At 61.7% G+C, this 26,803-nt stretch carries 24 protein-coding genes; 12 read left to right on the top strand and 12 right to left on the bottom strand.

What is annotated here, in order from left to right; genetic code table 11:
* Positions 1-5: 5 nt before the first annotated feature.
* From lepA to lptF, 3 genes are all read right to left on the bottom strand, one after another.
* Positions 6-1,805, bottom strand: coding sequence for a translation elongation factor 4 (lepA, locus tag F6S08_RS06245; RefSeq protein WP_027604664.1), 1,800 nt, complete (start codon positions 1,803-1,805; stop codon positions 6-8).
* Between the two features lie 151 nt (positions 1,806-1,956).
* Positions 1,957-3,036 carry an LPS export ABC transporter permease LptG gene (lptG, locus tag F6S08_RS06240; protein ID WP_065924180.1) on the bottom strand — a complete coding sequence of 360 codons (1,080 nt, stop codon included), beginning with the start codon at positions 3,034-3,036 and terminating at the stop codon, positions 1,957-1,959.
* The gene (lptF, locus tag F6S08_RS06235; protein WP_065924181.1) at positions 3,029-4,147 is read right to left on the bottom strand and encodes an LPS export ABC transporter permease LptF; all 1,119 of its coding nucleotides are present in this window, start codon (positions 4,145-4,147) and stop codon (positions 3,029-3,031) included. The genes lptG and lptF overlap by 8 nt, the downstream gene beginning before the upstream one ends.
* Before the next feature lie 274 nt (positions 4,148-4,421).
* Between lptF and F6S08_RS06230 the strand changes: the two genes are divergently transcribed.
* From F6S08_RS06230 to rlmF, 5 genes are all read left to right on the top strand, one after another.
* Entirely contained in the window at positions 4,422-5,912 is a 1,491-nt protein-coding gene (locus tag F6S08_RS06230; protein WP_065924182.1) for a leucyl aminopeptidase, read from the top strand.
* A gap of 167 nt (positions 5,913-6,079) precedes the next feature.
* Positions 6,080-6,508 (top strand): DNA polymerase III subunit chi, encoded by a 429-nt coding sequence (locus F6S08_RS06225; RefSeq protein WP_027604668.1) that lies wholly within the window; start codon positions 6,080-6,082, stop codon positions 6,506-6,508.
* Positions 6,509-6,515: 7 nt separating this feature from the next.
* Positions 6,516-6,908, top strand: coding sequence for a DNA polymerase III subunit chi (locus tag F6S08_RS06220; RefSeq protein WP_065924183.1), 393 nt, complete (start codon positions 6,516-6,518; stop codon positions 6,906-6,908).
* Between the two features lie 149 nt (positions 6,909-7,057).
* Entirely contained in the window at positions 7,058-9,904 is a 2,847-nt protein-coding gene (locus tag F6S08_RS06215) for a valine--tRNA ligase (protein WP_074843998.1), read from the top strand.
* A gap of 148 nt (positions 9,905-10,052) precedes the next feature.
* Entirely contained in the window at positions 10,053-11,069 is a 1,017-nt protein-coding gene (gene rlmF, locus F6S08_RS06210) for a 23S rRNA (adenine(1618)-N(6))-methyltransferase RlmF (RefSeq protein WP_027604671.1), read from the top strand.
* A 67-nt stretch (positions 11,070-11,136) separates the two neighbouring features.
* Here the strand turns inward: rlmF and F6S08_RS06205 are convergent, their stop codons facing one another.
* Positions 11,137-11,418 carry an HU family DNA-binding protein gene (locus F6S08_RS06205; RefSeq protein WP_003188840.1) on the bottom strand — a complete coding sequence of 94 codons (282 nt, stop codon included), beginning with the start codon at positions 11,416-11,418 and terminating at the stop codon, positions 11,137-11,139.
* 396 nt (positions 11,419-11,814) lie between these two features.
* Here F6S08_RS06205 and yejK point away from each other — a divergent pair, with 396 nt between their 5' ends.
* Positions 11,815-12,819: a nucleoid-associated protein YejK gene (gene yejK / locus F6S08_RS06200; RefSeq protein ID WP_012722392.1), complete on the top strand. Its 1,005-nt coding sequence runs from the start codon at positions 11,815-11,817 to the stop codon at positions 12,817-12,819.
* Positions 12,819-13,169, top strand: a complete 351-nt coding sequence (locus tag F6S08_RS06195; protein WP_065924185.1) for a glutaredoxin family protein — start codon at positions 12,819-12,821, stop codon at positions 13,167-13,169. Before yejK ends, F6S08_RS06195 begins: the two co-directional genes overlap by 1 nt.
* Here F6S08_RS06195 and F6S08_RS06190 read toward each other — a convergent pair whose 3' ends face one another.
* From F6S08_RS06190 to F6S08_RS06170, 5 genes are read right to left on the bottom strand one after another with little or no spacing between them, the layout of a single operon-like run.
* On the bottom strand, positions 13,170-14,147 hold the full coding sequence (locus tag F6S08_RS06190) for a FecR family protein (protein ID WP_065924186.1): 978 nt from the start codon (positions 14,145-14,147) through the stop codon (positions 13,170-13,172). It abuts the gene before it with no gap.
* The gene (locus F6S08_RS06185; RefSeq protein WP_027604674.1) at positions 14,144-14,722 is read right to left on the bottom strand and encodes an RNA polymerase sigma factor; all 579 of its coding nucleotides are present in this window, start codon (positions 14,720-14,722) and stop codon (positions 14,144-14,146) included. Before F6S08_RS06185 ends, F6S08_RS06190 begins: the two co-directional genes overlap by 4 nt.
* Positions 14,723-14,731: 9 nt before the next feature.
* Complete coding sequence (locus F6S08_RS06180; protein ID WP_065948902.1) at positions 14,732-15,058, bottom strand: DUF3325 domain-containing protein; 327 nt, start codon at positions 15,056-15,058, stop codon at positions 14,732-14,734.
* Positions 15,059-16,633, bottom strand: a complete 1,575-nt coding sequence (locus tag F6S08_RS06175; RefSeq protein WP_065924189.1) for a PepSY-associated TM helix domain-containing protein — start codon at positions 16,631-16,633, stop codon at positions 15,059-15,061. It lies immediately after the preceding gene.
* Positions 16,630-16,932, bottom strand: coding sequence for a DUF3649 domain-containing protein (locus F6S08_RS06170; RefSeq protein WP_065924190.1), 303 nt, complete (start codon positions 16,930-16,932; stop codon positions 16,630-16,632). Before F6S08_RS06170 ends, F6S08_RS06175 begins: the two co-directional genes overlap by 4 nt.
* Positions 16,933-17,116: 184 nt before the next feature.
* Here F6S08_RS06170 and F6S08_RS06165 point away from each other — a divergent pair, with 184 nt between their 5' ends.
* The 3 genes from F6S08_RS06165 to fecA all read left to right on the top strand — a co-directional run bounded on the left by F6S08_RS06165 (position 17,117) and on the right by fecA (position 20,973).
* A complete protein-coding gene (locus tag F6S08_RS06165; protein ID WP_065924325.1) occupies positions 17,117-17,605 on the top strand; it encodes a sigma-70 family RNA polymerase sigma factor in 489 nt (162 codons plus the stop codon).
* Positions 17,602-18,543, top strand: coding sequence for a FecR family protein (locus F6S08_RS06160; RefSeq protein ID WP_315871394.1), 942 nt, complete (start codon positions 17,602-17,604; stop codon positions 18,541-18,543). Before F6S08_RS06165 ends, F6S08_RS06160 begins: the two co-directional genes overlap by 4 nt.
* 90 nt (positions 18,544-18,633) lie before the next feature.
* Positions 18,634-20,973: a TonB-dependent Fe(3+) dicitrate receptor FecA gene (fecA, locus tag F6S08_RS06155; protein WP_065924192.1), complete on the top strand. Its 2,340-nt coding sequence runs from the start codon at positions 18,634-18,636 to the stop codon at positions 20,971-20,973.
* On the opposite strand, the gene F6S08_RS06150 is transcribed toward fecA, so the two are convergent.
* Positions 20,970-21,842, bottom strand: coding sequence for a LysR family transcriptional regulator (locus tag F6S08_RS06150; protein ID WP_065924193.1), 873 nt, complete (start codon positions 21,840-21,842; stop codon positions 20,970-20,972). The genes fecA and F6S08_RS06150 overlap by 4 nt on opposite strands.
* A 105-nt stretch (positions 21,843-21,947) precedes the next feature.
* Here F6S08_RS06150 and F6S08_RS06145 point away from each other — a divergent pair, with 105 nt between their 5' ends.
* Positions 21,948-23,459: an MFS transporter gene (locus F6S08_RS06145; RefSeq protein ID WP_315871393.1), complete on the top strand. Its 1,512-nt coding sequence runs from the start codon at positions 21,948-21,950 to the stop codon at positions 23,457-23,459.
* Between the two features lie 51 nt (positions 23,460-23,510).
* On the opposite strand, the gene F6S08_RS06140 is transcribed toward F6S08_RS06145, so the two are convergent.
* Both F6S08_RS06140 and F6S08_RS06135 read right to left on the bottom strand, forming a co-directional pair.
* A complete protein-coding gene (locus tag F6S08_RS06140; RefSeq protein WP_027604683.1) occupies positions 23,511-23,921 on the bottom strand; it encodes an HPF/RaiA family ribosome-associated protein in 411 nt (136 codons plus the stop codon).
* 213 nt (positions 23,922-24,134) lie between these two features.
* On the bottom strand, positions 24,135-25,082 hold the full coding sequence (locus F6S08_RS06135; protein WP_315871392.1) for a LysR substrate-binding domain-containing protein: 948 nt from the start codon (positions 25,080-25,082) through the stop codon (positions 24,135-24,137).
* 137 nt (positions 25,083-25,219) lie between these two features.
* On the opposite strand from F6S08_RS06135, the gene F6S08_RS06130 reads away from it, so the two are divergent.
* Complete coding sequence (locus F6S08_RS06130) at positions 25,220-26,596, top strand: L-serine ammonia-lyase (RefSeq protein WP_315871391.1); 1,377 nt, start codon at positions 25,220-25,222, stop codon at positions 26,594-26,596.
* Positions 26,597-26,803: the final 207 nt, after the last annotated feature.

Raw genomic sequence — 26,803 nt, 5'->3', positions numbered from 1 at the left:
AGGACCTAACTATCCAACCTGAGCACCGCAAGGAAGGCTTCTTGTGGAATTTCCACGTTGCCCACTTGCTTCATGCGTTTTTTACCGGCCTTTTGCTTCTCAAGCAGCTTGCGCTTACGGCTGACGTCGCCACCGTAGCATTTGGCCAGTACGTTCTTTCTGAGTGCCTTGACGGAGGTTCGCGCAATGATCTGCCCGCCAATGGCGGCCTGGATCGCGACGTCGAACATCTGGCGCGGAATCAGTTCTTTCATCTTCTCGGTCAACTGGCGACCTTTGTAGTGCGCGTTGTCCTTGTGCACGATCAGTGCCAGGGCATCGACCTTGTCGCCGTTGATCAGCACATCCAGTTTCACCAGATTAGCCGATTGGTAACGGTCGAAATGGTAATCCAGCGAAGCATAGCCGCGACTGGTGGATTTGAGACGGTCAAAGAAGTCCAGGACCACTTCGTTCATCGGCAAATCGTAGGTCACTTGCACCTGGGTACCGAGGAACAGCATGTCGTGCTGCACGCCACGCTTTTCGATACACAGGGTAATGACGTTGCCCAGGTGTTCCTGCGGCACAAGGATATTGGCCCGCACGATCGGCTCGCGCATGTCTTCGATGGAAGACAGGTCTGGGAGCTTGGACGGGTTGTCGACGTAAATCGTTTCACCGTTTTTGAGCAGCAGCTCGAAAATAACCGTCGGCGCCGTGGTGATCAGGTCCAGGTCGTACTCGCGCTCAAGGCGCTCCTGGATGATTTCCATGTGCAGCATGCCGAGGAAGCCGCAGCGGAAGCCGAAGCCCAGGGCGTCGGAGCTTTCCGGGGTGTACTGCAACGACGAGTCGTTGAGGGTCAGCTTTTGCAGGGCTTCGCGGAAGTCTTCGAAGTCGTCGGAGCTGACCGGGAACAGGCCGGCGTAGACCTGCGGCTGGATGCGTTTGAAGCCCGGCAGCACGTCGACGTCAGGGGTGGAGCTCAAGGTCAGCGTGTCACCCACCGGCGCACCATGAATGTCCTTGATGCCGGCGATGATGAAACCTACTTCACCGGCTTTCAGATCAGTGGTCGCGGTGTGCTTGGGGTTGAATACACCGACGCTGTCCACCAGGTGGATCTTGCCGGTGGACTTGACCAGGATCTTGTCGCCCTTCTTCACACGGCCGTGGCGCACGCGTACCAGGGAGACAACCCCCAGGTAGTTGTCGAACCAGGAGTCGATGATCAACGCCTGCAGCGGATCTTCGTAGTTGCCGGTGGGGGCCGGGATAGTCTTGACCAGGCGCTCGAGCACTTCGTCGACGCCCAGGCCGGTCTTGGCGCTGCACTCGACGGCGTCGGTGGCGTCAATGCCGATGATTTTTTCGATTTCTTCTTTTACGCGGTCCGGATCGGCCTGTGGCAGGTCGATCTTGTTCAGCACCGGCATGACTTCCAGGCCTTGCTCGATGGCGGTGTAGCAGTTGGCCACGGACTGGGCTTCAACACCCTGTCCCGCGTCCACCACCAGCAGCGCACCTTCGCAGGCCGCCAGGGAGCGGCTGACTTCATAGGTGAAGTCCACGTGGCCTGGGGTGTCAATGAAGTTCAACTGGTACTTGATACCGTCTTTGGCGGTGTAGTACAGGGTAACGCTGTGGGCCTTGATGGTGATCCCGCGCTCGCGTTCGAGGTCCATGGAGTCCAGCACCTGGGCTTCCATTTCACGCTCGGCAAGGCCGCCGCACATCTGGATGAATCGATCGGCCAGCGTCGACTTACCATGGTCAATGTGGGCGATGATGGAGAAATTGCGGATATGACTCAAATCACTCACGGATCAACACTCAAAAAGGCTGCAGGCAGATTGCCCGCTGAAAAATAGCCGGGAATTGTACCTGATGCTCAGGCCGGGCGTCATCTTTGCTGACCAGAACAAAAATGCCCCACTCATCCGAGCGGGGCATTTTTTATCCAACGGTGCGGTATCAGCCGGCCCGGCGCAGCAGCCAGAACCCGGCCAGGGCGCAGATGGCCGTCGGCACCAGCACTGCAAACAGCGGCGAGAACCCGAACACCAGGCTCGACGGGCCGAGCAGATCCTGGGCGATGCGGAAGGTGAAACCGACCAGCACGCCAGTGAATACCCGCTGGCCGAGGGTCACGGAGCGCAACGGACCGAAGATGAACGAGATCGCCATCAGCACCAGTGCGGCGGTCACCACCGGCTGCAACACCTTGACCCAAAATGCCAGCCAGTAACGACCGTTATTCAAGCCTTGATCCTTCAGGTAGTGGATATAGCCCCACAACCCGGAGATCGGCAGGCTTTCGGGGATCATCACCACCGTATTGAGCAGTTCCGGCTTGAGGGCGATATCCCACTCTTCACTCGGCACATTGATCACTTCGGTGCTGGCCTTGGTGCCTTGGCCGACATTGCGGAAGTAAGTCGTGGTGACGTCGGTCAGTTGCCACTTTTCGTCGCCGTACTGCGCGCGTTTGGCGAAACTGGACGACAGCATGTGACGTTCCTTGTCGAACGTATAGCGCGTCACACCGATCAACAACCCGCCCGGTTGCACGGCGTTGATGTGGATGAACTCATCACCCTGGCGGTGCCACAGGCCATGCTTGGCGCTTTGTGCATCGCCCGAGCCCTGGGCCAGGGCTCGATTGGCCTGGGCGGTGGTTTCGGCCGGCGGCGCTACGTACTCACCGATCAGCACGCTGCACAGCATCAGCAGCAACATAGGCTTCATGACCGCCCAGACGATACGCCCGATGGACACACCGGCGGCGCGCATGATGGTCAGTTCGCTGTTGCTGGCCAGGCTGCCCAGGCCGATCAGGCAACCGATCAGCGCGGCCATCGGCATCATGTCGTAGAGACGACGCGGCGCGGTGAGTGCCACGTAGCCGAGCACGTCCCATACGGTATAGGTGTCGCTGACGTTGCCGACTTCATCGATGAAGGCGAACAACGAGGCCAGACCCAGGATAATGCCCAGTACCGCCAGGATGGCGATCAGGACGCTGCTACCAATGTAGCGATCGAGCTTAGCCACGAGCCAACTCCTTCTGGCCACGACGGCTCATCATTTTCAAACGAATAGGCTCCCAATACAGCAGCCCCAGGCCGATCAACAGGAACATGCCGTGCACCCACCACAGGCCCAGGACCGGCGACAGCTTGCCTTTCTCCAGGGAGCCACGGGCGGAAATCAGGATGGTGAGGTAAGCCATGTACAGCAGGATCGCCGGCAACAGCTTGAGGAAACGGCCCTGGCGCGGGTTGACGCGCGACAGCGGCACGGCCATCAGGGTCACGATAAACACCAGCAGCGGCAGGGAAATCCGCCATTGCAGCTCGGCGATGGAGCGCAGTTCCTTGCTGCCGAGCAGGTCCGCCGTGGGGATGGCGTCGCGGTCGGTGACTTCGTCGCTGATATCCGGGCGGGCCAGCATCACGCCATAGGTGTCGTACTTGATCGCGCGATAGTCGGCCATGCCTGGACTGCCATCGTAGCGATAGCCATTTTCCAGGATCAGGTAGCGGCTGCCGTCAGGACGCACTTCCTGGCGGCCCGAATCGGCCACCAGTACGGAAATGCCCCGGTCTTTCTTGTCCTGGCCAAACCGTTTCTCGGAGATGAACACACCGCCCAGGTTGGCGCGGTCGTCGGTCAAGGTTTCCGTGTAAGTCACCCGCGAGCCGTCATTGAGTGCCTGGAAACGGCCCGGCTCGAGGGTGTCGAACTCGGTCATCGCGTCCTGTTTGTTCAGCACCAACTGGAACTGCATCGCGCCCTGGGGAGCCAGGCTCAGGCTCAACCAGGCCACGATCAGCGCAACGCCGGCCGCCGGAATCATGGTCATGCCCAGCAGGCGCTGCTGGCTCATGCCGGTGGCCGAGAGCACGGTCATTTCACTTTCAAGGTACAAGCGGCCGTAGGCCAGCAGGATGCCGAGGAACAGGCCCAGCGGCAGGATCAGTTGCAAGAATCCCGGCAGGCGAAAGCCCATGATCAGGAACAGCGAGCCTGGGTCCAGGGCGCCGGAGGCAGCCTGGGCCAGGTATTTGACGAAACGACCACTCATGATGATGACCAGCAGGACCGCACTCACGGCACTCAGGGTCAACAGGACTTCGCGGGACAGATAACGGAAGACGATCAAACCAGACACTCCAGGGTTGTCAGGCTAAGGCGGCCAAACAAGCAAGCATACCGAGTCAGCCCGTTTGCACCGGGCCGGCTAAAAAGATGGCGCATTATCCTGTGATTGACCGCGCCTGTCACTGCGCAACCTCATGCGCAGGCACAAAGGGTTGTCAGGCTCCGTCGGCGAGGTTCAAACTGCGGCCTTTGTCGCTGGTGGTTTACACAGCCGCCACGCTTTAAAGCCTGCGTACAGACGCCAGGCTCTCAGACCTTATATAAGGGACCCGAAAATGGAATTGGTTGTAAAAAGCGTTAGCCCCGAAACGTTGAAAACCGCCACCCTCGTGGTCGCCATCGGCGAAGGCCGCAAGCTCGGCGTAGCCGCCAGGCAGCTCGACGAACTCAGCGGCGGCGCGATCAGCGCGGTTCTCAAGCGCGGCGACCTGGCCGGCAAAGTCGGCCAGAGCCTGCTGCTGCAAAGCCTGCCTAACCTGAAAGCCGACCGCGTATTGCTGGTGGGCGTGGGCAAGGACGCTGAACTGGGCGACCGTCCGTTCCGCAAGATCATCAGCGGCATCCTCAACACCCTCAAGGGCCTGGGCGGCAGCGATGCGGCACTGGCACTCGATGAAATCGTCGTAAAAGGCCGTGACAGCTACGGCAAGACCCGCCTGCTGGCCGAAACCCTGGTGGACGGCGGCTACATTTTTGATCAGTTCAAGAGCCAGAAAACCGAACCCCGCGCCCTGAAGAAAATCACCCTGCTGACCATCAAGGCCGCCCAGGCTGAAGTCGAGCGCGCCGTGACTCACGCCCAGGCCATCGCCAATGGCATGTCGTTCACCCGCGACCTGGGCAACCTGCCGCCGAACATCTGCCACCCGACCTACCTGGGCGAACAGGCCAAGGCATTGGGTAAAGAGTTCAAGGGCCTGAAAGTCGAAGTCCTGGATGAGAAGAAGATCAAGGAACTGGGCATGGGCTCGTTCTATGCCGTGGGCCAGGGCAGCGACCAACCGCCACGCCTGATCGTGATGCAATACAACGGCGGCAAGAAGTCCGAGAAGCCTTACGCCCTGGTGGGTAAAGGCATCACCTTCGACACCGGCGGCATCAGCCTCAAGCCGGGCCTGGGCATGGACGAGATGAAGTACGACATGGGCGGCGCCGCCAGCGTGTTCGGTACCCTGCGCGCCGTGCTGGAACTGAAGCTGCCGATCAACCTGGTGTGCATTCTGGCCTGCGCCGAAAACATGCCGAGCGGCGGCGCGGCCCGTCCGGGCGACATCGTCACCACCCTCAGCGGCCAGACCGTGGAAATCCTCAACACCGACGCCGAAGGCCGCCTGGTGCTGTGCGATGCCCTGACCTACGCCGAGCGCTTCAAGCCACAGGCCGTGATCGACATCGCCACCCTGACCGGCGCCTGCATCGTTGCCCTGGGTTCCCACACCTCGGGCCTGCTGGGCAATAACGACGAGTTGATCGAGCAGCTGCTCAGCGCCGGCAAGGCCGCCGACGACCGCGCCTGGCAACTGCCGCTGTTCGATGAGTACCAGGAACAGCTGGACAGCCCGTTCGCCGACATCGCCAACATCGGCGGCCCGAAAGCCGGCACCATCACGGCTGCGTGTTTCCTGTCGCGCTTCGCCAAGAACTTCAACTGGGCGCACCTGGACATCGCCGGCACGGCCTGGACCAGCGGCGGCAAGGACAAGGGCGCCACCGGCCGTCCGGTGCCATTGCTGACCCAATACCTGCTGGACCGCGCCAAAGCCTAAACACCTGCCCAGCTGCCTGCCGCGGTCAACTGTAGGAGCGAGCTTGCTCGCGAAGAGCGTCAACGATAACGCGTTCATCTTGGATGAACGCATTGTTCTCAGGTTCTTCGCGAGCAAGCTCGCTCCTACATTATGACGGCGGCAGGCGCGGCAGCCCAGGAACCGCAATGACCCAAGTCGACTTCTATATATTGCCCAGCGCCGATCCGCTCGCGCGCCTGGACTTCGCCTGCAAGCTCACCGAGAAAGCCTGGCGCATGGGCCACCGCATCTACCTGCATTGCAGCGATGCCGCCCAACGCGACGAGCTCGACGCCCGCCTGTGGCGTTTCAAGGGCGAAAGCTTCGTGCCCCACGGCCCCGCAGAATCAGAACCCGAAGGCCAGGTTGTCCTGGGTTTGGGGGACAGTTGCGGCAATCACCAGGACCTGCTGGTCAACCTGGACCTGAAAGTACCGCCTTTTGCCAAGGCCTTCGCCCGTGTGGCGGAAGTGGTGGTGGAAGATCCGGCTATTCGTCAGGCCGCGCGGGAGAGTTTCCGTTTCTACCGCGAACAGGGCTATCCTTTGCAAGATCACCGGCTACAACGACTTTGAGTACATGATGGACACTCCCAACCCGACAAAAAAAGATGACCACCTGCTGGACGACCTCGAGTCGATCCGTCAGTTGCTGGGTGATGATGACTTGCAACCGCCGCTATTGACCGAACAGGCCGATGGCGAGGTACAGATTCCGCTGTTGTTCGACATGGTCGGCGGCAAGCAGGTCGCCCCGGAACCGGTTGTCGAAGCCCCCGTTGTGGTGGACGCTGCCCCTGCTGCGGCTGAAAAGGGCCCCGACGCCCTGCTGCTGCACCTGGACAACGAACTGCGTGCCGCTGCGCAATTGATCATGCAAGACGTGATCGACGACTTTGCCCCCCATATCGAAACCGAGATCAAGCGCCGGATGGATGCGCGGATGGAGCGGCTGCTCAGCCAGTACCAGTCTTAAACCGTCCATAGATCCCCTGTGGGAGGTGGCAAACTCCTCCCACATTTGATTGCCTGCACCTTAAGCCCGCCTTCGCCTCGCCCTGCGCCCTATCCCCCGTTATACTTGCCGGCTTTCCTGAATATATGCCAACTAGGGTCCCGCCGCGCATGGATAAGACCTACCAGCCGCACGCTATTGAAACTTCCTGGTACAACACCTGGGAGTCCGAGAACTATTTCGCTCCGCAAGGCGCGGGCGAGTCCTACACCATCATGATTCCGCCACCGAACGTCACTGGCAGCCTGCACATGGGCCATGGCTTCAACAATGCGATCATGGATGCGTTGATCCGTTTCCGCCGCATGCAGGGCCGCAACACCCTGTGGCAGCCGGGTACCGACCACGCCGGTATCGCCACCCAGATGCTGGTGGAGCGCCAACTCGAAGCCACTGGCCAGAACCGTCACGATCTGGGTCGCGAGAAATTCCTGGAAAAAATCTGGGAATGGAAAGACCAGTCCGGCGGCAACATCAGCCGTCAGATCCGTCGCCTCGGCTCGTCCGTGGATTGGAGCCGCGAGCGCTTCACCATGGATGACGGCCTGTCGGAATCGGTGAAAGAAGCCTTCGTGCGCCTGCATGAAGACGGCCTGATCTACCGCGGCAAGCGCCTGGTCAACTGGGACACCAAGTTGCACACGGCGATTTCCGACCTTGAAGTGGAAAACCACGACGAGAAAGGTTTCCTGTGGAACCTCAAGTACCCGCTGGCCGACGGCGCCAGAACCGCTGAGGGCAACGATTACCTGATCGTCGCCACCACCCGTCCGGAAACCATGCTTGGCGACGCCGCCGTCGCGGTCAACCCGAACGACGAGCGCTACCAGGCACTGATCGGCAAGTTCGTCGAGTTGCCGCTGGTAGGCCGCCGCATCCCGATCATCGCCGACGATTACTGCGACCCTGAATTCGGCACCGGCTGCGTGAAAATCACCCCGGCCCACGATTTCAACGACTACGAAGTCGGCAAGCGCCACAACCTGCCGTTGTTGAATATCTTCGACAAGAATGCCGCCGTGCTGCCGGCCTGCCAGGTGTTCAACCTGGACGGTACGCTGAACGACAGCATCGACGGCAAGATCCCGGCCGAATACGCCGGCCTTGACCGTTTCGAAGCGCGCAAGCAGATCGTTGCTGCCTTCGACGCTGCAGGCCTGCTGGTCAGCGTCGACGACCACGCCCTGAAAGTGCCGAAGGGCGACCGCTCCGGCACCGTGATCGAACCGTGGCTGACCGACCAGTGGTACGTGTCCACCAAGCCACTGGCCGAGCCGGCGATTGCCGCCGTGGAAGACGGCCGTATCCAGTTCGTGCCCAAGCAGTACGAAAACATGTACTTCTCGTGGATGCGCGACATCCAGGATTGGTGCATCAGCCGCCAGCTGTGGTGGGGCCACCGTATTCCGGCCTGGTACGACGAGTCGGGCAAGGTCTACGTGGGCCGCGACGAAGCCGAAGTACGTGCCAAGCACAATCTCGGCCCGGACGTGGCGTTGCAACAGGACAACGACGTACTCGACACCTGGTTCAGCTCGGGCCTGTGGACGTTCTCCACCCTGGGCTGGCCGCAGCAGACCGAATTCCTGAAGAAATTCCACTCCACCGACGTGCTGGTCACCGGCTTCGACATCATTTTCTTCTGGGTTGCCCGGATGATCATGCTCACCATGCATTTGGTGAAGAACGAGGACGGCACCCCGCAGGTACCGTTCAAGACCGTGTACGTGCACGGCCTGGTTCGGGATGGCCAGGGCCAGAAGATGTCCAAGTCCAAGGGCAACGTCCTCGACCCACTGGACATCATCGACGGCATCGACCTGGAAACCCTGGTGCAGAAACGCACCTCGGGGCTGATGCAGCCGAAACTGGCGAAGAAGATCGAGAAGCAGACCCGCGACGAATTCGCCGACGGCATTGCCAGCTACGGCACCGATGCGCTGCGCTTCACCTTCTGCTCGCTGGCGTCCACCGGTCGCGACATCAAGTTCGACATGGGCCGCGTCGAAGGCTATCGCAACTTCTGCAACAAGATCTGGAACGCCGCGCGCTACGTGCTGGACAAAGGCGAAGACTGCGGCCAGAACGGCGAGGCCATCGAACTTAGCCTGGCCGACCGCTGGATCATCTCGCAGCTGCAGCGCACCGAGGCCGAAGTGACCCGTCAACTCGACCAGTTCCGTTTCGACCTGGCCGCACAGGCCTTGTACGAGTTTATCTGGAACCAGTATTGCGACTGGTACCTGGAACTGTCCAAGCCCGTGCTGTGGGACGAAAACGCGCCGATCGAACGTCAGCGCGGCACCCGTCACACCCTGGTACGCGTGCTCGAAGTCGCCCTGCGCCTGGCGCATCCGTTCATGCCGTTCATCACCGAAGAAATCTGGCAGCGCCTCGCGCCGCTGGCCGGCAAAGACGGCAAGACCATCATGCTGCAACCTTGGCCGGTGGCCAACGAAGCACGTATCGATGAGGCGGCCGAAAGCGACATTGAATGGCTCAAGACCCTGATGCTCGGTACGCGCAACATCCGCGCCGAAATGAACATCGGCCCGGGCAAGCCACTGGCGGTGTTCGTGAAGAACGCCAGCGCCGAAGACCAGCGTCGTCTCACCGAGAACGATGCGCTGCTCAAGAAGCTGGCGAAGCTGGAATCGATCACCGTATTGGCGGATGGCGCCGAAGCGCCACTGTCAGCGACCGCGCTGGTCGGCGAGATGGAAGTGCTGGTGCCGATGGCCGGCTTGATCGACAAGGGCGCGGAACTGGCCCGTCTCGACAAGGAAATCCTGCGCCTGCAAGGTGAAGTGGCGCGGGTGGGCGGCAAGCTGTCCAACGCGGCATTCGTCGACAAGGCACCGGCTGAAGTGATCGATAAGGAACGCGCCAAGCTGGCCGAGGCCGAACAGGCTTTGGGCAAGCTGGCGGAGCAACATGCGCGGATTTCCAGCCTCTAAGGGGCAATCCGTGTGAAAAAAGAGACCTTCGGGTCTCTTTTTTTGTGCTTGCGGTCAATGTGGGAGGGGGCTTGCTCCCACATTTGACCGAGTTATCCTCGGGAATGTGTGACAATGGCCGCCACTTTGAGCCAACACCAGAATCATCATGACCGCCCCCACTACGCCCAAACCTCCACGCAAGAAGCCTAAGACCGCAGCCACGGCCAAACCCGTCGCGCCGCGCAAAGAGGCTACCCTGCACCCACGCAACCGCCACACAGGCCGTTACGACTTCCAGGCGTTGATCAAGACCACGCCGGAACTGGCGCAATTCGTGATCATCAACCCCTATGGCAAAGAGAGCATCGACTTCGCCAGCCCGGACGCGGTGCGGGTGTTCAACCGGGCGTTGCTCAAGGCCTTCTATGGCATCCAGCATTGGGACATCCCGGCGGATTACCTGTGCCCGCCGGTACCGGGACGTGCCGACTACGTGCACTTCCTCGCCGACCTGCTGGCCAGTGTCAACGAGGGCAAGATCCCGCGCGGTTCAATCGTCAAGGTGCTGGACATCGGCATGGGCGCCAACTGCGTCTACCCACTGATTGGCTATATGGAGTACCGCTGGAACTTCCTCGGCTCGGAAGTCGACCCCATCGCCGTGGCCGCCGCCAAGGCCATCGTGCAGTCCAACGACCTGAGCAAGGTCATCCAGTTGCGCCAGCAGGAAAACCCCAAGCACATCCTGCTGGGCCTGCTGGAGCCGGGTGAGCGTTTTGACCTGACCATGTGCAACCCACCGTTCCATGCGTCCATGGACGAAGCCACCAAGGGCAGCGAGCGCAAGTGGCGCGCCCTGGGCCGGGCCGATCCCAAGCGCAAATTGCCGGTGCTCAACTTCGGCGGCCAATCGGCCGAGTTGTGGTGTGAAGGCGGTGAAGCGCGCTTCGTGACGCAGTTGATCGCCGAGAGTGCGCACTTTGCCCACAAGGTGTTGTGGTTCAGCACCCTGGTGTCAAAAGCGTCAAACTTGCCCGCGATCGAGACCGCCCTGAAAAAAGCCGGCGTGCTGGAAAGCCAGGTGGTGGAAATGTCCCAGGGCCAGAAGCAGAGCCGTTTCGTGGCCTGGACCTTCCAGACCAAGAACGAACAGCAGATCTGGCGCCAGCGCTGGGTGCGATAGAGACAAATCCCAGGCAACAAAAAACCGTGCCCGGATCGCTCCGGAGCACGGTTTTTTTTGCTGCGTCTTACTTGTTAACAGCGTCGGTCAGGCCTTTGGCCACAACCAGCTTGATAACTTTCTTGGCAGCGATTTCGATGGCAGCGCCAGTCGAAGGGTTACGGCCAGTACGGGCAGGACGCTCGGTCACTTTCAGTTTGCCAACGCCTGGCAGAGTGATTTCGCCGCCGTTTTCCAGCTGGTCAGCAACAACTTGGCTCAGTTGGTCCAGCAGAGCGCGCACGGTGGTTTTCGGTGCGTCTACTGCTTCAGCCAGGTCAGCGATCAGTTGGTCTTTAGTAATAGCCATTGTGGTGTTCCTTCCCTATCAAATTCATATGGATTGCAGAGTGCAGTGTCAGCCGTCGAGCCCGACCGTCATGGCCTGGCACCCCCGGCTATAACCACGGAGATCGGGGTTATAGATGCTTGAAACGGGGATTGGTTCGACCTGACAGATGCTGAATGCACGCTTATCGCCGAGACTTGGCGTAAGACGGGGCAAAACTAGCACAGAGACGGGGAAATATCCGCCTCTACCTACCCATTTGGTCAGCTTTATCGCTCTAAACCGTGAAAAAAAGGCATATGCCTCGTCCGAGAGCACCCAAAATGCCCTTCGACGCGTGTCTTGACCAATGGGTGCGGTACACTGGGCGACTTTTCGGGGAGGCCGACCGCTCCCCTTCAACCAGCCGAGAAGCCCATGCCGATCCGTCATTGCATCGTCCACCTGATCGACAAAAAACCCGACGGCACACCTGCAGTTCTCCACGCCCGCGACTCCGAGCTTGCCGAGTCGGCCGCCATCGAGAACATGCTTGCCGATCTCAACGAGAGCTACAACGCCAAACAAGGCAAGGCCTGGGGTTTCTTCCATGCCGAATCCGGCGCGCACCCGTTCAGCGGCTGGTTGAAGGAATATTTCGAGGGTGGCCAGGATTTCACCACGTTCAGCCGCACCGCCGTCGAACATCTGCAAAAACTGATGGAAGAGTCCAACCTCTCCACCGGCGGCCACGTGCTGTTTGCCCACTACCAGCAAGGCATGACCGACTACCTCGCCATCGCCCTGCTGCACCACAGCGAAGGCGTGGCGGTAACCGACGAGCTGGACGTCACCCCGTCGCGCCATCTGGACCTGGGCCAGTTGCACCTGGCAGCGCGTATCAACGTGTCCGAGTGGCAGAACAACAAGCAGTCCAAGCAGTACATCTCGTTTATCAAAGGCAAGAACGGCAAGAAGGTCTCGGAATACTTCCGCGACTTCATCGGCTGCCAGGAAGGCGTCGACGGCCCGGGCGAGACGCGCACCCTGCTCAAGGCCTTCAGCGACTTCGTCGAAAGCGAAGACCTGCCGGACGAATCCGCCCGCGAAAAAACCAAGACCCTGGTCGATTACGCCAGCAGCCAGGCCAAGCTCGGCGAGCCCATGGGCCTTGAAGAGCTGTCGGGCTTGATCGATGAAGATCGGCCCAAGGCGTTCTACGACCATATCCGCAACAAGGACTACGGCCTGTCGCCGGAAATCCCGGCGGATAAACGCACCCTCAACCAGTTCCGCCGCTTCACCGGGCGCGCCGAGGGCTTGTCCATCAGCTTTGAAGCACACTTGCTGGGCGACAAGATCGAGTACGACGAGGCCGCCGGCACCTTGATCATCAAGGGCCTGCCGACCCAACTGACCGACCAGCTCAAGCGCCGCAACTGATGCTCGGCGGGGTCCTCAAGAAAGTCCTGCTGGTGTTGCTGGTGGTGGTGGTTATCCAGAACTGGGGCAAGATCGAGCGGCTGTTCAACCCCTCCCAGGTGGTCCCGGAGCAGACGCGAGCCTCGGCGCGGGTGGTGCTGTATGCCACCGAGTGGTGCGGCTACTGCAAGCAGATCCGCCGCTTCCTGGACCAGAAGGGCATTCCGTACCAGGCCGTCGATATCGAGAAGGACGCCCAGGCGCGCAAGGCGTATGAGGCGCTGGGTGGTGGCGGGATTCCGTTTGTGGACGTCAACGGGACGCTGATTCGCGACTACAACCCTGACGCGATCATGGCCGCGCTGAAATAATCAGCGCACCACGATTACCCGCCCCAACAGGCTGTGCTGCTCGAACCCCAATACCGCTTGCAAGGCGTTGAGTACCGCCTGCGGGTCTTTGCTCGGGAAGCTGCCGCTGACGCGCTTGGCACCCATCTCTTCGTTGAGCAGCAGGATGCGGCCAGGGTAGTAACGCCCCAAGTCCTTGACCACCTCCGCCAGCGGCGCCTTGTAGTAGTTGAGCCAGCCATCCCGCCAGGCCAGGCGGGATTCGCTGTCGACCGCGTGCAAGGGATCGGCGCTGCCATCGGCGTAGGCCACTTGCTGGCCCGCCGTCAGAATTTGCTGCGGGCCCTGTTTCGACGCGGTCACGCCCACCCGTCCCGACAACACCGTCACCTCGGCCCCCGCCGGTTGCAGGCGCACTTCGAACTGCGTCCCCAGCACCCGCGCTTCGCCGCCGCCCGCCTCGACCACAAAGGACTCGCCGGTGTGGGTGACGCTGAAAAAACCTGCACCGCGACGCAATTGGATATGCCGCTCACCGTCGCTGAAGTCCACGGCAATGGCGCTGTCCGCATCCAGCGTGACCCGGGATTGATCGGCCAGGGTGACGGTCTTCACTTCTCCCGGTGCGCTCACGTAATCGGCGCCGAAGTCATCGATCCACCGCGAAGGCTGCCAACCGGCGCCCATGGACACCATCAACACCAGGCACGCCGCCATGGCTAATGCGCCGGACCAGCGCACCACCCGCGAGCGCGTCGGGGTGTTCATCGCATTGAGGTAACCCTGCAATGCCAGCGCGTCTTCATCCGCCAGTTGGCGTGCCGGCACTTCGCTCAACTCCCAGAGCACCTGGGCCTGGGCATAGGCTTCGACGTGCGCAGAATCTGCCCTTAGCCAGCGGCTGAACGTGGCCTGGTCGCCACTGCTGGGCTGGTCGTGCAACAGGCTCAGCCAGGCCAGTGCGGCTTGTTCCTGGTCAGGTGTGGGGGTCGGATTCACGGTGCTTTCCCTGGCGTGCGCGATGGCGATGGTTCGCGAAGGCTGGCTTTGCAGGCTTCGAGGGCACGCATCATATGTTTTTCCACGGCGCTTTGGGACAGGCCCATGGCCTTGGCGATTTGCGCGTACTTGCGCCCGTGAATGCGGTTGAGCAGGAAGATCTGCCGGGTGCGCTCCGGCAGGCTGCGCAGGGCGGCTTCGACATGCCGCAGGTCGTTGCCCGCCTCGAGCGCCGCCTGGGGTTCGGAGCCCTGGTTATCCTGCTGTTCCGGCAGCCAGCCTTCACTGCTGCGCACCCGCGCGCCTTCGCTGCGCAGGTGGTCGATGGCGATATTGCCGGCGCAGCGCAACAGGTAGGTGCTGAGTTCTTCGACCTGCACCAATGGCCGACGCCAAAACCGCAGGAACAGGTCCTGCACCAGGTCGGCCGCCGTGGCGCGGCACCCGACACGGCGGCTCACCAACGCTTCCATCTGCGAACGCTGGGACAAGAACACCTGCAGGAAATGCGCGCGCCCACCCGCCGCGTCAGCCTGGGGGCTGTCCTGGGAATCGGGTGGGGTGCTGATCATCATGGCGGCGGCTCAGAACGTTGCGAAGGCGGCAACAGGGCAGGCCAGCAGGCCGACGCCTGCCAGGATCAAGGCCAGCCTTGGCCGATACGGCAACAACAGCACCAGCAACAGGGCGCTGAGCATCAACACCGCGCACCACTCCACCAGGCCCTGGCCCCAACCGGCGACAGCCACGGCGGGCCAGATCGAGACGGTCAGCAGCAGCCAACCGATGACGCGCAAAGCAATACGCCGCCGAGGTGATGGCCTGCTGTGCAGCAGTTCGCCGTGGTGACGGTCGGTGGACAGGCACAAGGCGGTAAACCCGGCGTAACACATCAGCAGCGCGAGGAGCATTCAGTTCGCCTCCTGCTTGAGCTGCAGCGGCCGCGCCCGTTCGGTCTTGGGCTGCGGGGCCTTGCGGTGCTGCATCTTCCAGGCTGCCCAGGCGAGGAACACACCGCTGGCCAGGCAGGTCAGGTCGAAGCCCGCCATGGCCCAGTCGCCCGTCGCCAGTGAAGCGCCCAAGTGCTGCGACGTGGTCAGGGCATTAAGCAACGGGATTGCGGCAAACAGCAGTGCTGCGAAGCTCAATTGCTCAACCCAACCCTGGCGGCCCCGGCGCAGGATCGCGTGCAACAGGCTCAGGCCCCAGGCGATAAAGAAGGCCTGCACTTCCCAATCGGAGCGCTCGGCAAAGCCCACCGGCAATAAACGGTTGGCCCAGAAGAAGGCTGCAATGGCGATCAACAGCCCGGACATGCTGGCGATGTTCAGCACTTCCACCAGCCGCAGTTCAAACGGCATCACGCCGCTTTTTGCATGTTTGAGTTGCCGCTTGCCGAGCCAGATCACCAGTCCCGTGCCGATCATCGCCGTGCCCGCCAGGCCGCAGATAAAGTACAACCAGCGCAGCACCGGACCGGCGAAATGGCCCATGTGCAGGCCATAGAAGCTGCCGCCGATCGCCGCCGGCAGCGATTGTTCAGCACTGACCCGCAACAACTCACCCGTGTTGCCGTTGAACGACACGGTACTGCCGAAGTCATGCACCACGCGGTCGGAGCTGGCACGGAACAGGTTCACCGAAGCGTTTACATCACTCGGGTTGTTCACCGCCAGCCGCCCGACATGCCCACCCGCCCACTGCGCCCTCGCCTGCTCGTACATCGGCAGCAATGACAGCAATTGGCCTGGCTGGCCCAGCGCCGGCGCGTTGTTGGTGGCGGGGAACACGTCATTGAAGAAGGCCCGGGTGTCGTTGCCATAGGAGGCCACGATCGGCGCCGGCATCACCATGCTCATGAAAATCACCAGGCTGCTGTAGGTGATCATCAGGTGAAACGGCAGCACCAGCACACCCACCGCGTTATGCCCGTCGAGCCAGGAACGCTGGCCTTTGCGGGGGCGGAAGGTGAAGAAGTCCTTGAAGATTTTCTTGTGGGTGATGATGCCCGTGATCAACGCCACGAACATCACCATCGCTGCAATGGTCGACAGCCAGCGGCCCCACGGGTAAGGCATTTGCAGCTGGAAGTGGAAGCGGTAGAAGAAATCCCCGCCCATGCTTTCCCGGGCCTCTACGGCCTGCCCGCTCACGGGGTCGAGGGTTTTCTGAATGAAATTGCCGCGTTTGCCGGGGTCGACTTTGTCTTGCCACATCACTGACAGGCCAGGGTCGCGGCTATCCGGCAAGGTGATGAACCAGCGTGCGGCCGTGGGTGCGACCTTCTGCAGGTAGTCCTGGGCGACACTCAGGCTGCGCGCATCATCCAGGGGATGGGCCTGCACTTCGGGCTGCATCCAGTGACTGATCTCATCCTTGAAATAGGCCAGGGTGCCCGTCAGGAAAATCGCAAACAGCAGCCAGCCAAAGATCAGCCCGGCCCAGGTATGCAACCAGGCCATGGCCTGACGAAAGCCCTCTTTCATGTGCGTGCCATCCACAAGCCCAGGCCTGCCAAGGTGGCGAACGCCGCGCTCGGCAGCATCACGCCGCACCACGCGCGCCATGCCGTACGGCAGGCGAAGCACCACAGCACCGCCAACAGGTAGAACACGAACGAACTCATCATCCCGGTGATCACCGCATCGGCGCGGGAGACAGGCATCCACAGCGCCAGGCAGATGCTGGCCAGGGACGCCATCAGGTAACCGCCAACCACAGCGGCGAGCACCCGCGATGTGACAGCGAGACGATAGGAAGCAGGCAGTGAGGTTTTGCTTTTCATGCGGGAGGCGCCAGGTTCATCAGCGCGCAATATTAATGATAAATATTCTCATAAGCAAAACAGAACGGATGAAACACCTGCCTTCACGCATTGCCGAACGGTTGGCGGCGCCCTACAATGCGAACAATTCTTGTTCTCTAAAGCATGCCTAGATTTTGCCGGCATGCACAAAAGGGAGATCGCGTTGCAGCCGTCCAACACTGTCGAAGTGCTCTACAACGACCATCACCACTGGCTCACCGGCTGGTTGCGACGCAAGCTCGGCTGCCCGGAAAGTGCTGCAGACCTGGCACAGGACACCTTCATCCGGGTCCTGACCGCACGGGAGGCGCCGACGCTGGTCGAGCCCCGCGCGTTCCTCACCACGGTCGCCAAGCGTGTGTTGTTCAACTTCTACCGCCGCCAGGACCTGGAACGCGCCTACCTCGACGCCTTGGCGCAGATGCCTGAGCAGGTAGCGCCATCAGAAGAAGAGCGCGCGATCATCCTGCAAACCCTGCTGGAGCTGGACCAGTTGCTCGATGGCTTGCCCACCCAGGTCAAACGCACGTTCCTGCTGGCCCAGCTCGACGGCCTGACGTATGCGCAGATCGGCGCCGAACTGGGCATCTCCATCGCCACCGTCAAACGCCACCTGAATAAAGCCGCCATGCGCTGCTATTTCGCCCTATGAATGTCTCGACCCAGGTTGCCGAACAGGCCGTGCACTGGCTGATGGAAATGCAGCAAGGCGCGCTCAACCCACGCCAGCAGGCGGCCTGGCAACAATGGCTGAATGCCCATAGCGAACATCAGCGCGCCTGGGACCATATCCAGCGCGTCAACCAGCGCCTGCGCGGCATGCCCTCGCCCCTGGTCCATGCGGCGTTGAACGCACCTAAGTCCAGCAGCCGGCGCCAGGCGCTGAAGTTGTTGCTGATCCTCGGCGCCGGTTCGGCCGCCGCCTGGAGCCTGCGCCAGCAGCATATCCTGCCGCCGTTGAGCGCCGACTATCGCAGCCCCGTCGGCCAACGGCGTAAGGTGCAATTGGCCGACGGCAGCCAGTTGCAACTCAATACCGGCAGCGCCGTGGATGTGCACTTCGACGGCCGGCAACGGCTGATCCGCCTGCTCGAAGGCGAGATCCTGCTCACCGGCAATGCCGGCAGCACGCCGCTGCAGGTGTTGACCGGCCAGGGCCTGCTCAGCAGCCAGGCGGCGCGCCTGAATGTGCGCCAGTTCAACGACCACACCCAACTGGCGGTCTTGGACGGCCGCGTCGAGGTGATGCCCAACACCTACAGCGGCCTGCCCCTGACGGTCGAAGCGGCGCGCCAGGTCAATTTCACCCGTAAAGGCTGGGACACTCCGCGCCCTACCGACGCCAACAGCGGCGCCTGGGCCGACGGCATGCTGGTGGCCGCGCATATGCGCCTGGAGGACTTTCTCGCCGAACTGGGTCGCTACCGCCGTGGCCAGCTCATTTGCGATGCGCAAGTCGCCAACCTGCTGCTGTCCGGCAGCTACCCGCTGGACGACAGCGAACGCATCCTCGACCTGCTGGAGGTCAGCCTGCCGGTCAAGGTGCGGCGTTTTACCCGCTATTGGGTGAGCGTCCAGGCACGTGCATAAATTATTTTCAGCCACCGTGAGCCGTTTTCCGCACCTCGCGTGACAGAGAAGGAAAGCCACCTTGATCCTTCCTTCTCAGGACCGCCCTCCATGCCCCAGCAACCCACCCTTCTCGCCCGCACCTTGCGCCAACTGCTGCTGGGCGCCAGCCTCAGCCTGACCGTACTGCCTTGCGTGATGGCGGCCGATACCAAGCCGTATCACATCGCCCCAAGCTCGCTGGAAGCAGCCCTGAACCAGTTTGGCCGTGAAGCCGGCGTGTTGATTTCCTTCGGTTCCGAAGTCACGGCGGGCATGCAAAGCCGTGGTTTGTCCGGCAGCTACAGCGCCGCCGAAGGCCTGCAGAAGCTGCTGGAAGGTACCGGCCTGCAAGCCCGCGCCGAAGGCGACAACGCCTACAGCCTGCAACCGGCAACGGCGCCGGCGGCTGTCGAGTTGGCGACCTCCAGCGTGGTCGGCGACTGGCTCGGCGATGCGGCACAAACCAATGTCTTCGAACACCCCGGCGCCCGTGACGTGATCCGCCGCGAAGAGTTCGAACGCCAGGGCGCCACCCAGGCCAAGGACGTGCTCAACCGCATACCCGGCGTCAACGCTCCGGACAATAACGGCACCGGCAGCCACGATATGGCGCTGAACTTCGGCATTCGCGGTCTCAACCCGCGCCTGGCCTCGCGCTCAACGGTGCTGATGGACGGCATCCCTGTGCCCTTCGCGCCGTACGGCCAGCCGCAGCTGTCCTTCGCGCCGATCAGCATGGGCAACATGGACGCCGTGGACGTGGTGCGTGGCGGCGGCGCGGTGCGCTACGGCCCGCAGAACGTCGGCGGCGTGGTCAACTTCGTGACCCGCGCGATCCCGGATGCACCCACCGTCAAAGGTGGCTTGCAGACCGAGACCAGCCCGTCTTCCAGCCATGACGGCTTCAAGACCACCGGCAACCTGCTGGCCGGCGGCACTGCCGAGAATGGCCTGGGCGGCGCGATTTTGTATTCCGGCACCCGTGGCGGCGACTGGCGCGAAAACAGCAACACGCGCATCGACGACCTGATCCTCAAAGGCAAATACCAGCTCGACGACGCCAACAGCTTCAACGCCATGGCGCAGTACTATGAAGGCCAGGCCGATATGCCTGGGGGCTTGAACGTCGCGGACTACAAGGCCGATCCATATCAGTCCACCCGTCCCTACGACAAATTCTGGGGCCGCCGTACGATGTTCAACATCGGCTATCGCTACGAGCAGGACCGCCGCGAATTCACCGTCAACAGCTTCTTCACCAAGACCCTGCGCAGCGGCTACCTGGACCAGGGCACCTTCCTGTCGCTGTCCCCGCGTGAGTATTGGGTGCGCGGCGTGGAAACCCGTTTCGCCCAAGGCTTTGACCTCGGCCCGACCAGCCATGAAGTGGGCGTCGGCTACCGCTACATCAACGAAGCCGGCCACGAGTTGCGCTACCGCACGCCGATTTCCGCCAACAACCAGCAAATCCCCAGCACCGACAGCCGCAACGACCGCGACACCCGCGGCGGCACCGAAGCCAATGCGTTCTTCGTCGATGACCGGATTGATATCGGCAAGTGGACCATCACCCCGGGCATCCGCTACGAGATGATCGAGTCCCAGCAGAGCAACAACCTGACCAACGTCAAATACAAAGGCGACTACAACACCGCGCTGCCGGCGTTGAACGTGCTCTATCACCTGACTGACGACTGGAACCTGTACGCCAACACCGAAGGTTCATTCGGCAGCGTGCAGTACAGCCAGATGCCCAACCGTGTGACCAGCGGTGAAGTGAAACCGGAAAAAGCCCGCACCTGGGAACTGGGTACCCGCTATGACGACGGCACCTTGCGCGCAGAGATCGGCGCGTTCCTGATCAACTTCGACAACCAGTATGAAAGCAACCAGACCAACGATTCGGTGATCGCCCGCGGCGAAACGCGCCACCAGGGTATTGAAACCAGCGTCAACTACGCCCTCGATGGCTTGAGCCCGGCGTTGGCCGGTTTCGATGTGTACGCTACCTACGCCTACGTCGACGCCACCATCCGCGAAGACGGCCCGAACAAAGGCAACCGCGTGCCCTTCTCGTCCAAGCACAAGGGCACCCTTGGCGTGGGTTACACCGAAGGGCGCTGGAAACTCAATGTGGACAGCAGCTATCAGAGCAGCCAGTTCGCCGACAACGCCAACACTCAGGCAGAAAGTGCTGACGGCGCCAACGGTCGAATCCCCGGCTACATGCTGTTCAGCAGCCGCGCAGCCTATGACTTCGGCCCGCAACTTTCGGATTTGAATGTGGCGGTCGGCGTGAAGAACATCTTCAACACGCAGTACTTCACCCGCTCGTTCGACGACAACAACAAGGGCAAATACGTGGGTGAGCCGCGTACGCTGTACGTGCAGACCTCTATCGCGTTCTAACTGCCCGCCAGGCAACTGGGGGTGGCGGCGACCAGAGCGTCGATTGCACAACGCGTCTTGGCCGGCATATGCACGGCTGTCGGCCAGATCACATGGATCGGCGCAGGTTGCTCGCGATAGCCGGGCAACACTGCGACCAACTGCCCCCGCAGCACATAGTGCGCAATCAACCAACTCGGCAACCAGGCCAGGCCGACGCCCGCGATGGCGGCATCGGCCACCGCCTGGAGGTCGTCCATCATCAACGGCGAGGCCACGGGATTGCGCTGCGAGGTCGTGCTGCGATAGGCAATGCCGCGATGGCCGGCAAGGTCTTCGATGCATTCAATCGGCCCGACGCGCTGCAAGTACGCCGGTGACGCCGCCAGCCCAACGGCCTGTTCGCCCAGGCGACGTGCACTGAGGCGGTCGGTGTCGGGCAGCGGGCCGATCCGCACAGCGACGTCGAAGCCTTCCTGTGCCAGGTCCACCAGCCGATCGGCGAAGCTGATCTCGATCTCCAGTTCCGGATAGCGCGCCATCAACCCCCACAATGCCGGGGCCGCGTAGTGATGCCCGAAGGCCAGTGGCAAACTCGCCCGCAAGCGGCCGCGTGGGTGTTGCCGGCCGCTTTCCAGCACCGATTCGGCCGCCTCGAGTTCCGCCAACGCGCGCAGGCAATGCTCGTAGTACGCCTGGCCGTCCTCGGTCAGACGCTGGCGGCGGGTGGAGCGCTGCAACAGGCATGTGCCCAGGCGCGCTTCCAATCGCGCCAGGCCCTTGCCGACCGCAGAGCGGGTGAGGTTCAGCCGTTCGGCTGCCCCGGTCAGGTTGCCGCTTTCGACGATGTGCAGAAACAGCTCAACGCCATCAAAACGCGGTGTCGTCATGGCTCTATTGTCGCCCTGAATTCCCCTATGAGCGGAAAACTTATCACGAATAACGAAACAGATTCCCCTGAAAATAACGCGACACTTCATCCACAGGAGAATCCCATGCCACCCGCCGCCACGCTAACCACCGCCAGCCCCCCGCGTACCGCCAGGAATGGGCTGGCCCTCACGGCCGTGTGCCTTGTCGCCCTGATGTTCGGCCTGGAGATTTCCAGCGTGCCGGTGATCCTGCCGACGCTCGAGCGGGAGTTGGGCACGGGCTTCCAGGACGCCCAGTGGATCATGAACGCCTACACCCTGGCCTGCACCAGCGTGCTGATGGCAGCGGGCACATTGGCCGACCGCTTTGGCCGTCGCCGCATGCTGGTGCTGTGCCTGTGGGTGTTTGGCCTGGCTTCACTGGCCTGCGGGCTGGCCGAGGATGCCTCGCTGCTGATCACGGCGCGGTTTATCCAGGGCATCGGTGCCGGGGCGATGATGATTTGCCAATTCGCCATCCTCTCGCACCTGTTCCGCGAACCGGCAGCACGGGCACGGGCGTTTGCGATATGGGGCGTGATTGCCGGCGTGGGCCTGGGCTTCGGGCCGATGATCGGCGCATTGATCCTGGCGGTGGCAGATTGGCGTTGGGTGTTCCTCGTACATGTGCCGCTCACCCTGTTCACCCTGGTGCTGCTGCGCATCAGCGTGCAGGAATCCCGCGACCCGGCCGCCCATCGCCTGGACATCGCCGGCATGCTCACCCTGACCCTGTCGGTGTTTGCCCTGGTGTACTTCATCACCCAAGGCAGCGAACACGGTTTCGGCACGCCGGCCATGCTCGGTTGGGCGGCGTTGTCGGTGCTCGGCCTGCTGCTGTTCATCACGGTCGAGCTTCGCAGTGCGCACCCGATGTTCGACTTCTCGGTGTTCCGCATCCAGCGGTTCAACGGCGCGTTGATGGGTTCGATCGGCATGAACTTCAGCTTCTGGCCGTTCATGATCTACCTGCCGTTGTACTTTCAGGCAGGCCTGGGTTACGACACCTTGACCACCGGCGCCGCTCTGCTCGCCTATACCCTGCCGACCTTGCTGGTACCGCCACTGGCCGAGCGCCTGGCCCTGCGCTATGGCGCCGAACGCATCATCCCCCTCGGCCTGGGCCTGATGGGCGCGGGCTTTCTGGCCATGGCCGCCGTCAACGGCGCCGAGCACCCACGTATCGGGCTGGTGCTGCTCAGTTGCGTGATCGCCGGCGCAGGCCTGGCGCTGACCAACTCGCCCACCACCAATACCACCACCGGCTCGGTATCGGCCGACCGCGCGGGCATGGCCTCCGGCATCGACCTCAGTGCGCGGCTGATCACCCTGGCGCTCAACATTGCCCTGATGGGGTTGGTGCTGTTGCTGGGGATCAGCCATCACCTGGCCGAGATGCTGCCCGCCACCACGGCAATGGATTGGCCGGTTATCAGTCAAAACATTGCGGCAGGAAAACTCGAATCGATGGGGCTGACAGTCAACGACACCCAGGCGGCACTGCGCCACGGGGCCGGTTGGGCGATGCTGTTTGCCGGGTTGGGTGCTGGCGGGCTGGCGATGCTGAGCCGGTATTTTTTCCGACGCGGCGCCTGAACGAAAACGGGCCTGCAGATGCAGGCCCGTTTGCAGGGGGTGAAAAGAACGTCAGCCGTTGATGACCGCGTTTTCGTTTTCCAGGAATTCCTGTTCCAGCGCGTCTTCGTTCACTTTGTTGATGGGCTGGTTTTTCGCGGCAGCGCGGGGCTTGCCTTGCAGTCGACCAAACAGATGTTCCAATGCGTGATCCAGCTTGGTGGCCGCGCTGTCAATCGCTTGTTCCAGGGTATCGCCCTTGGCGGACACCGACAGCGGTTGATGGCCTTTTGGCCGCGCTTCCAGTCGGCAACTTAAATCGTGGGGACCGGGCTTATCGCCGTTCTCATCCCGCAGGTAGACCTCCACTCGGGTCAGGTCTTCTTCATAACGTTCGAGCGTGCTCTCAATGGTAGTACGTACCCACTCCTCCAGTCGGATGCTGCTTTCAATATGGTTATCGCTATTGACTTGGATTTGCATAGTTCTTCCCTTATTTCAGCTAGCTCGCGAGAGGTCACAAACTGCAACACCGGGGTGGTGAAACCATGACCTCTTGATTACACAATTGAGCAGCTAGAGAAACATTTCAACCCCTTTGCAAAGATAAATCCCACATTACAAATTAACCCTGACGACGAGCAGAAACGCTGTTAGGGTGGGGAGTTAGTTACATCTTCTTACGCCCCGCAATCCTCACAATTGCCCCCCTCCGAGCGGGTGCAATGCGCGAAAAATCCCTGCTTCCTCCACCAGCCAGTCATGCACCGCGCGTACGCCCGGATGGCTCAGGGCGCCCGGCGCATATAGCAACACATAACGTTTATAGTTGGGCACCGCGAGGCCGAACGGCACAATCAAGGTACCGCGTTCCAGCTCATCGTTGAGCAAGGTGCGTCGCGCAATCGCCACGCCCATGCCGGCGATGGCGGCTTCGATGGTCAGGTGGTTGCGGTTGAAGGTGTGGCCACGGCGTACATCGGCGACGTGATAGCCGATGGCATTCAGATAGAACTCCCACTCCGCATACTCATAACTCCCACGCCAGGCGGTAATGTCATGCAGCAGCGGGAAATGCACGAGATCGGCCGGCCCGTGCAAGGGCGGTCGACCCCGCAACAGGCTGGGGGCGCAGACCGGGAAAATCTGCTCATCCAGCAGGGCTGTGGATAACAGGCCGGGGTAGCTGCCGTCGTTGAGGTCAATGGCCAGGTCAAAGTCGCCCTCGTGCAGGGCGATGCTACTGTCCTCGGCAACCATACGCAGTTGGATATCCGGGAAGCGCTGCTGCAAGCGCGGTAAGCGTGGGGTCAGCCATTTGCCGAGAAATGATGGAATCGAGCGCAGGCGGAGCGTGCCGCTGATCATCCCCGCATCCAGCCGCTGCAACTCGGCGTCGATGCTGCCGTAGGCCTCCCCCACCGTTGCCGCCAGGCGCTGACCCTCGGCACTCAGCTCCACCCCCCGTGCCCGTCGATGAAACAGCCGAAACCCCAGGCGCTCCTCCAACTGGCGGATTTGCTGGCTCACCGCCCCCGGCGTGATGTGCAGTTCTTCGGCGCAGCGGGTGAACGACAGATGCCGTGCAGCGCAGGAAAACACGTGCAACCAGACATAAGTCTGGCCATGGAGAGGGCGAACCATAGAGTTTAGTCCTGCTAAAGGGTGTCTTAGGATAATTCGTTGGTCAGTGCCGATCTAGAGGCTCAGTATCGCGCCAATTGCGCTCGTCCTACAAAAAATGGCAGCGATTCCTACTCCATTTCTTGTAAGGCTTTAGCATGGCTATCAGTGTTTTCGATCTATTCAAGGTGGGCATCGGCCCTTCCAGCTCCCATACCGTCGGCCCCATGCGCGCGGCGGCGACCTTCGCCCGGGCCCTGAGCGACCAGCACTTGCTGAGTGAAACGCGCCGGGTCGAAGTGCGCCTGTATGGCTCGCTGTCCGCCACTGGTGTCGGCCACGCCACCGACCGCGCCTGCGTCATGGGCCTGATGGGCGAATGGCCGGATCAGGTCGATCCCACTTCGATCAACACGCGAATCCAACAGCTGCGCGAGTCCGGACGGTTGTTGCTGGCCGGTCAACAGGAAATTGCTTTCAACTGGCAAAGAGACCTCCTGCTGCTGGACGAAAGTCTGCCCTACCACCCCAACGCCATGTCCCTGCACGCCTACGGCGACAACGGCCTGCTCAGCGAGCAGACCTATTATTCGGTGGGTGGCGGTTTCATCATCGAAGCCGCTGAAGCGGCTTCGGGCATCGCGCCGGCCAACGATGTGCAATTGCCCTACGACTTCTCCAGCGCCGTCGAGCTGCTGGCCCTGTGCAACAAACACGGCCTGCGGGTTTCCGAATTGATGATGGCCAACGAACGCGCCTGGCGCAGCGATGAACAAATCCGCAGCGGCCTGCTGCATATCTGGTCGGTGATGCGCGAATGCGTGGAACAAGGCCTGCGCCACGAAGGCATCCTGCCCGGTGGCCTGGACGTGCCACGGCGTGCAGCGAAATTGCACCGCAGCCTGTTGGAAATCGGCAAACCCAATGTGATCACCTCGACCTTGTCGGCCATGGAATGGGTCAACCTGTTCGCCCTCGCCGTCAACGAAGAAAATGCCGCGGGCGGGCGCATGGTCACGGCGCCGACCAATGGCGCAGCGGGAATCATCCCGGCGGTGCTGCACTACTACATGAAGTTCAATGCCGACGCGTCTGACGACGATGTGATCAATTTCTTCCTGGCCGCCGCAGCCGTCGGCATTCTGTGTAAGAAAAACGCCTCGATCTCCGGTGCCGAAGTCGGTTGCCAGGGCGAAGTCGGCTCAGCCTGCGCCATGGCCGCCGCCGGCCTGGCCGACATCCTCGGTGCCACCCCCGAGCAACTGGAAAACGCCGCCGAAATCGGCCTGGAACACAACCTCGGCCTGACCTGCGACCCGGTCGGCGGCCTGGTGCAGGTGCCGTGCATCGAGCGCAATGCCATCGCCGCGGTCAAGGCCATCAACGCCACGCAAATGGCCCTGCGCGGTGACGGCAAGCACTTCATTTCCCTCGACCGCGTGATCCGCACCATGCGCGATACCGGCGCCGACATGCATGACAAATACAAAGAAACTTCACGGGGCGGCCTGGCGGTCAGCTGGGTGGAGTGCTGATTGCGCTGTCAGCGATCGTTTTTTCCGTGTTGCCCTGAAACGGATCACCGATCTCAATAACAACATAGAACCCATGTGGAAGGGGCTCGCTCCCGATAGCGGTGCATCAGCCAAGTATTCATTGACTGATGCACCGCTATCGGGAGCAAGCCCCCTCCCACATAAGGAGCTCATTGTTTGACAGATCGCTGTACGGCACGCCCTTTG

Source organism: Pseudomonas sp. JV449, assembly GCF_032424295.1.
GTDB lineage: Bacteria > Pseudomonadota > Gammaproteobacteria > Pseudomonadales > Pseudomonadaceae > Aquipseudomonas > Aquipseudomonas marginalis.
The sequence above is the reverse complement of the archived record's forward strand: the minus strand, read 5'-3'. Positions and strand labels throughout refer to the sequence as shown.

What these genes read in the sequence shown, in the direction of transcription:
- F6S08_RS06130 (WP_315871391.1), top strand. Translation starts at nt 25,220, where the DNA reads ATGGCTATCAGTGTTTTCGATCTATTCAAGGTGGGCATCGGCCCTTCC.
- F6S08_RS06185 (WP_027604674.1), bottom strand. Translation starts at nt 14,722, where the DNA reads ATGATGATCAGCACCCCACCCGATTCCCAGGACAGCCCCCAGGCTGAC.
- F6S08_RS06215 (WP_074843998.1), top strand. Translation starts at nt 7,058, where the DNA reads ATGGATAAGACCTACCAGCCGCACGCTATTGAAACTTCCTGGTACAAC.
- F6S08_RS06135 (WP_315871392.1), bottom strand. Translation starts at nt 25,082, where the DNA reads ATGGTTCGCCCTCTCCATGGCCAGACTTATGTCTGGTTGCACGTGTTT.
- F6S08_RS06145 (WP_315871393.1), top strand. Translation starts at nt 21,948, where the DNA reads ATGCCACCCGCCGCCACGCTAACCACCGCCAGCCCCCCGCGTACCGCC.
- F6S08_RS06175 (WP_065924189.1), bottom strand. Translation starts at nt 16,633, where the DNA reads ATGAAAGAGGGCTTTCGTCAGGCCATGGCCTGGTTGCATACCTGGGCC.
- F6S08_RS06150 (WP_065924193.1), bottom strand. Translation starts at nt 21,842, where the DNA reads ATGACGACACCGCGTTTTGATGGCGTTGAGCTGTTTCTGCACATCGTC.
- F6S08_RS06230 (WP_065924182.1), top strand. Translation starts at nt 4,422, where the DNA reads ATGGAATTGGTTGTAAAAAGCGTTAGCCCCGAAACGTTGAAAACCGCC.
- F6S08_RS06180 (WP_065948902.1), bottom strand. Translation starts at nt 15,058, where the DNA reads ATGCTCCTCGCGCTGCTGATGTGTTACGCCGGGTTTACCGCCTTGTGC.
- F6S08_RS06205 (WP_003188840.1), bottom strand. Translation starts at nt 11,418, where the DNA reads ATGGCTATTACTAAAGACCAACTGATCGCTGACCTGGCTGAAGCAGTA.
- rlmF (WP_027604671.1), top strand. Translation starts at nt 10,053, where the DNA reads ATGACCGCCCCCACTACGCCCAAACCTCCACGCAAGAAGCCTAAGACC.
- F6S08_RS06160 (WP_315871394.1), top strand. Translation starts at nt 17,602, where the DNA reads ATGAATGTCTCGACCCAGGTTGCCGAACAGGCCGTGCACTGGCTGATG.
- F6S08_RS06220 (WP_065924183.1), top strand. Translation starts at nt 6,516, where the DNA reads ATGGACACTCCCAACCCGACAAAAAAAGATGACCACCTGCTGGACGAC.
- F6S08_RS06140 (WP_027604683.1), bottom strand. Translation starts at nt 23,921, where the DNA reads ATGCAAATCCAAGTCAATAGCGATAACCATATTGAAAGCAGCATCCGA.
- F6S08_RS06225 (WP_027604668.1), top strand. Translation starts at nt 6,080, where the DNA reads ATGACCCAAGTCGACTTCTATATATTGCCCAGCGCCGATCCGCTCGCG.
- F6S08_RS06195 (WP_065924185.1), top strand. Translation starts at nt 12,819, where the DNA reads ATGCTCGGCGGGGTCCTCAAGAAAGTCCTGCTGGTGTTGCTGGTGGTG.
- F6S08_RS06170 (WP_065924190.1), bottom strand. Translation starts at nt 16,932, where the DNA reads ATGAAAAGCAAAACCTCACTGCCTGCTTCCTATCGTCTCGCTGTCACA.
- fecA (WP_065924192.1), top strand. Translation starts at nt 18,634, where the DNA reads ATGCCCCAGCAACCCACCCTTCTCGCCCGCACCTTGCGCCAACTGCTG.
- yejK (WP_012722392.1), top strand. Translation starts at nt 11,815, where the DNA reads ATGCCGATCCGTCATTGCATCGTCCACCTGATCGACAAAAAACCCGAC.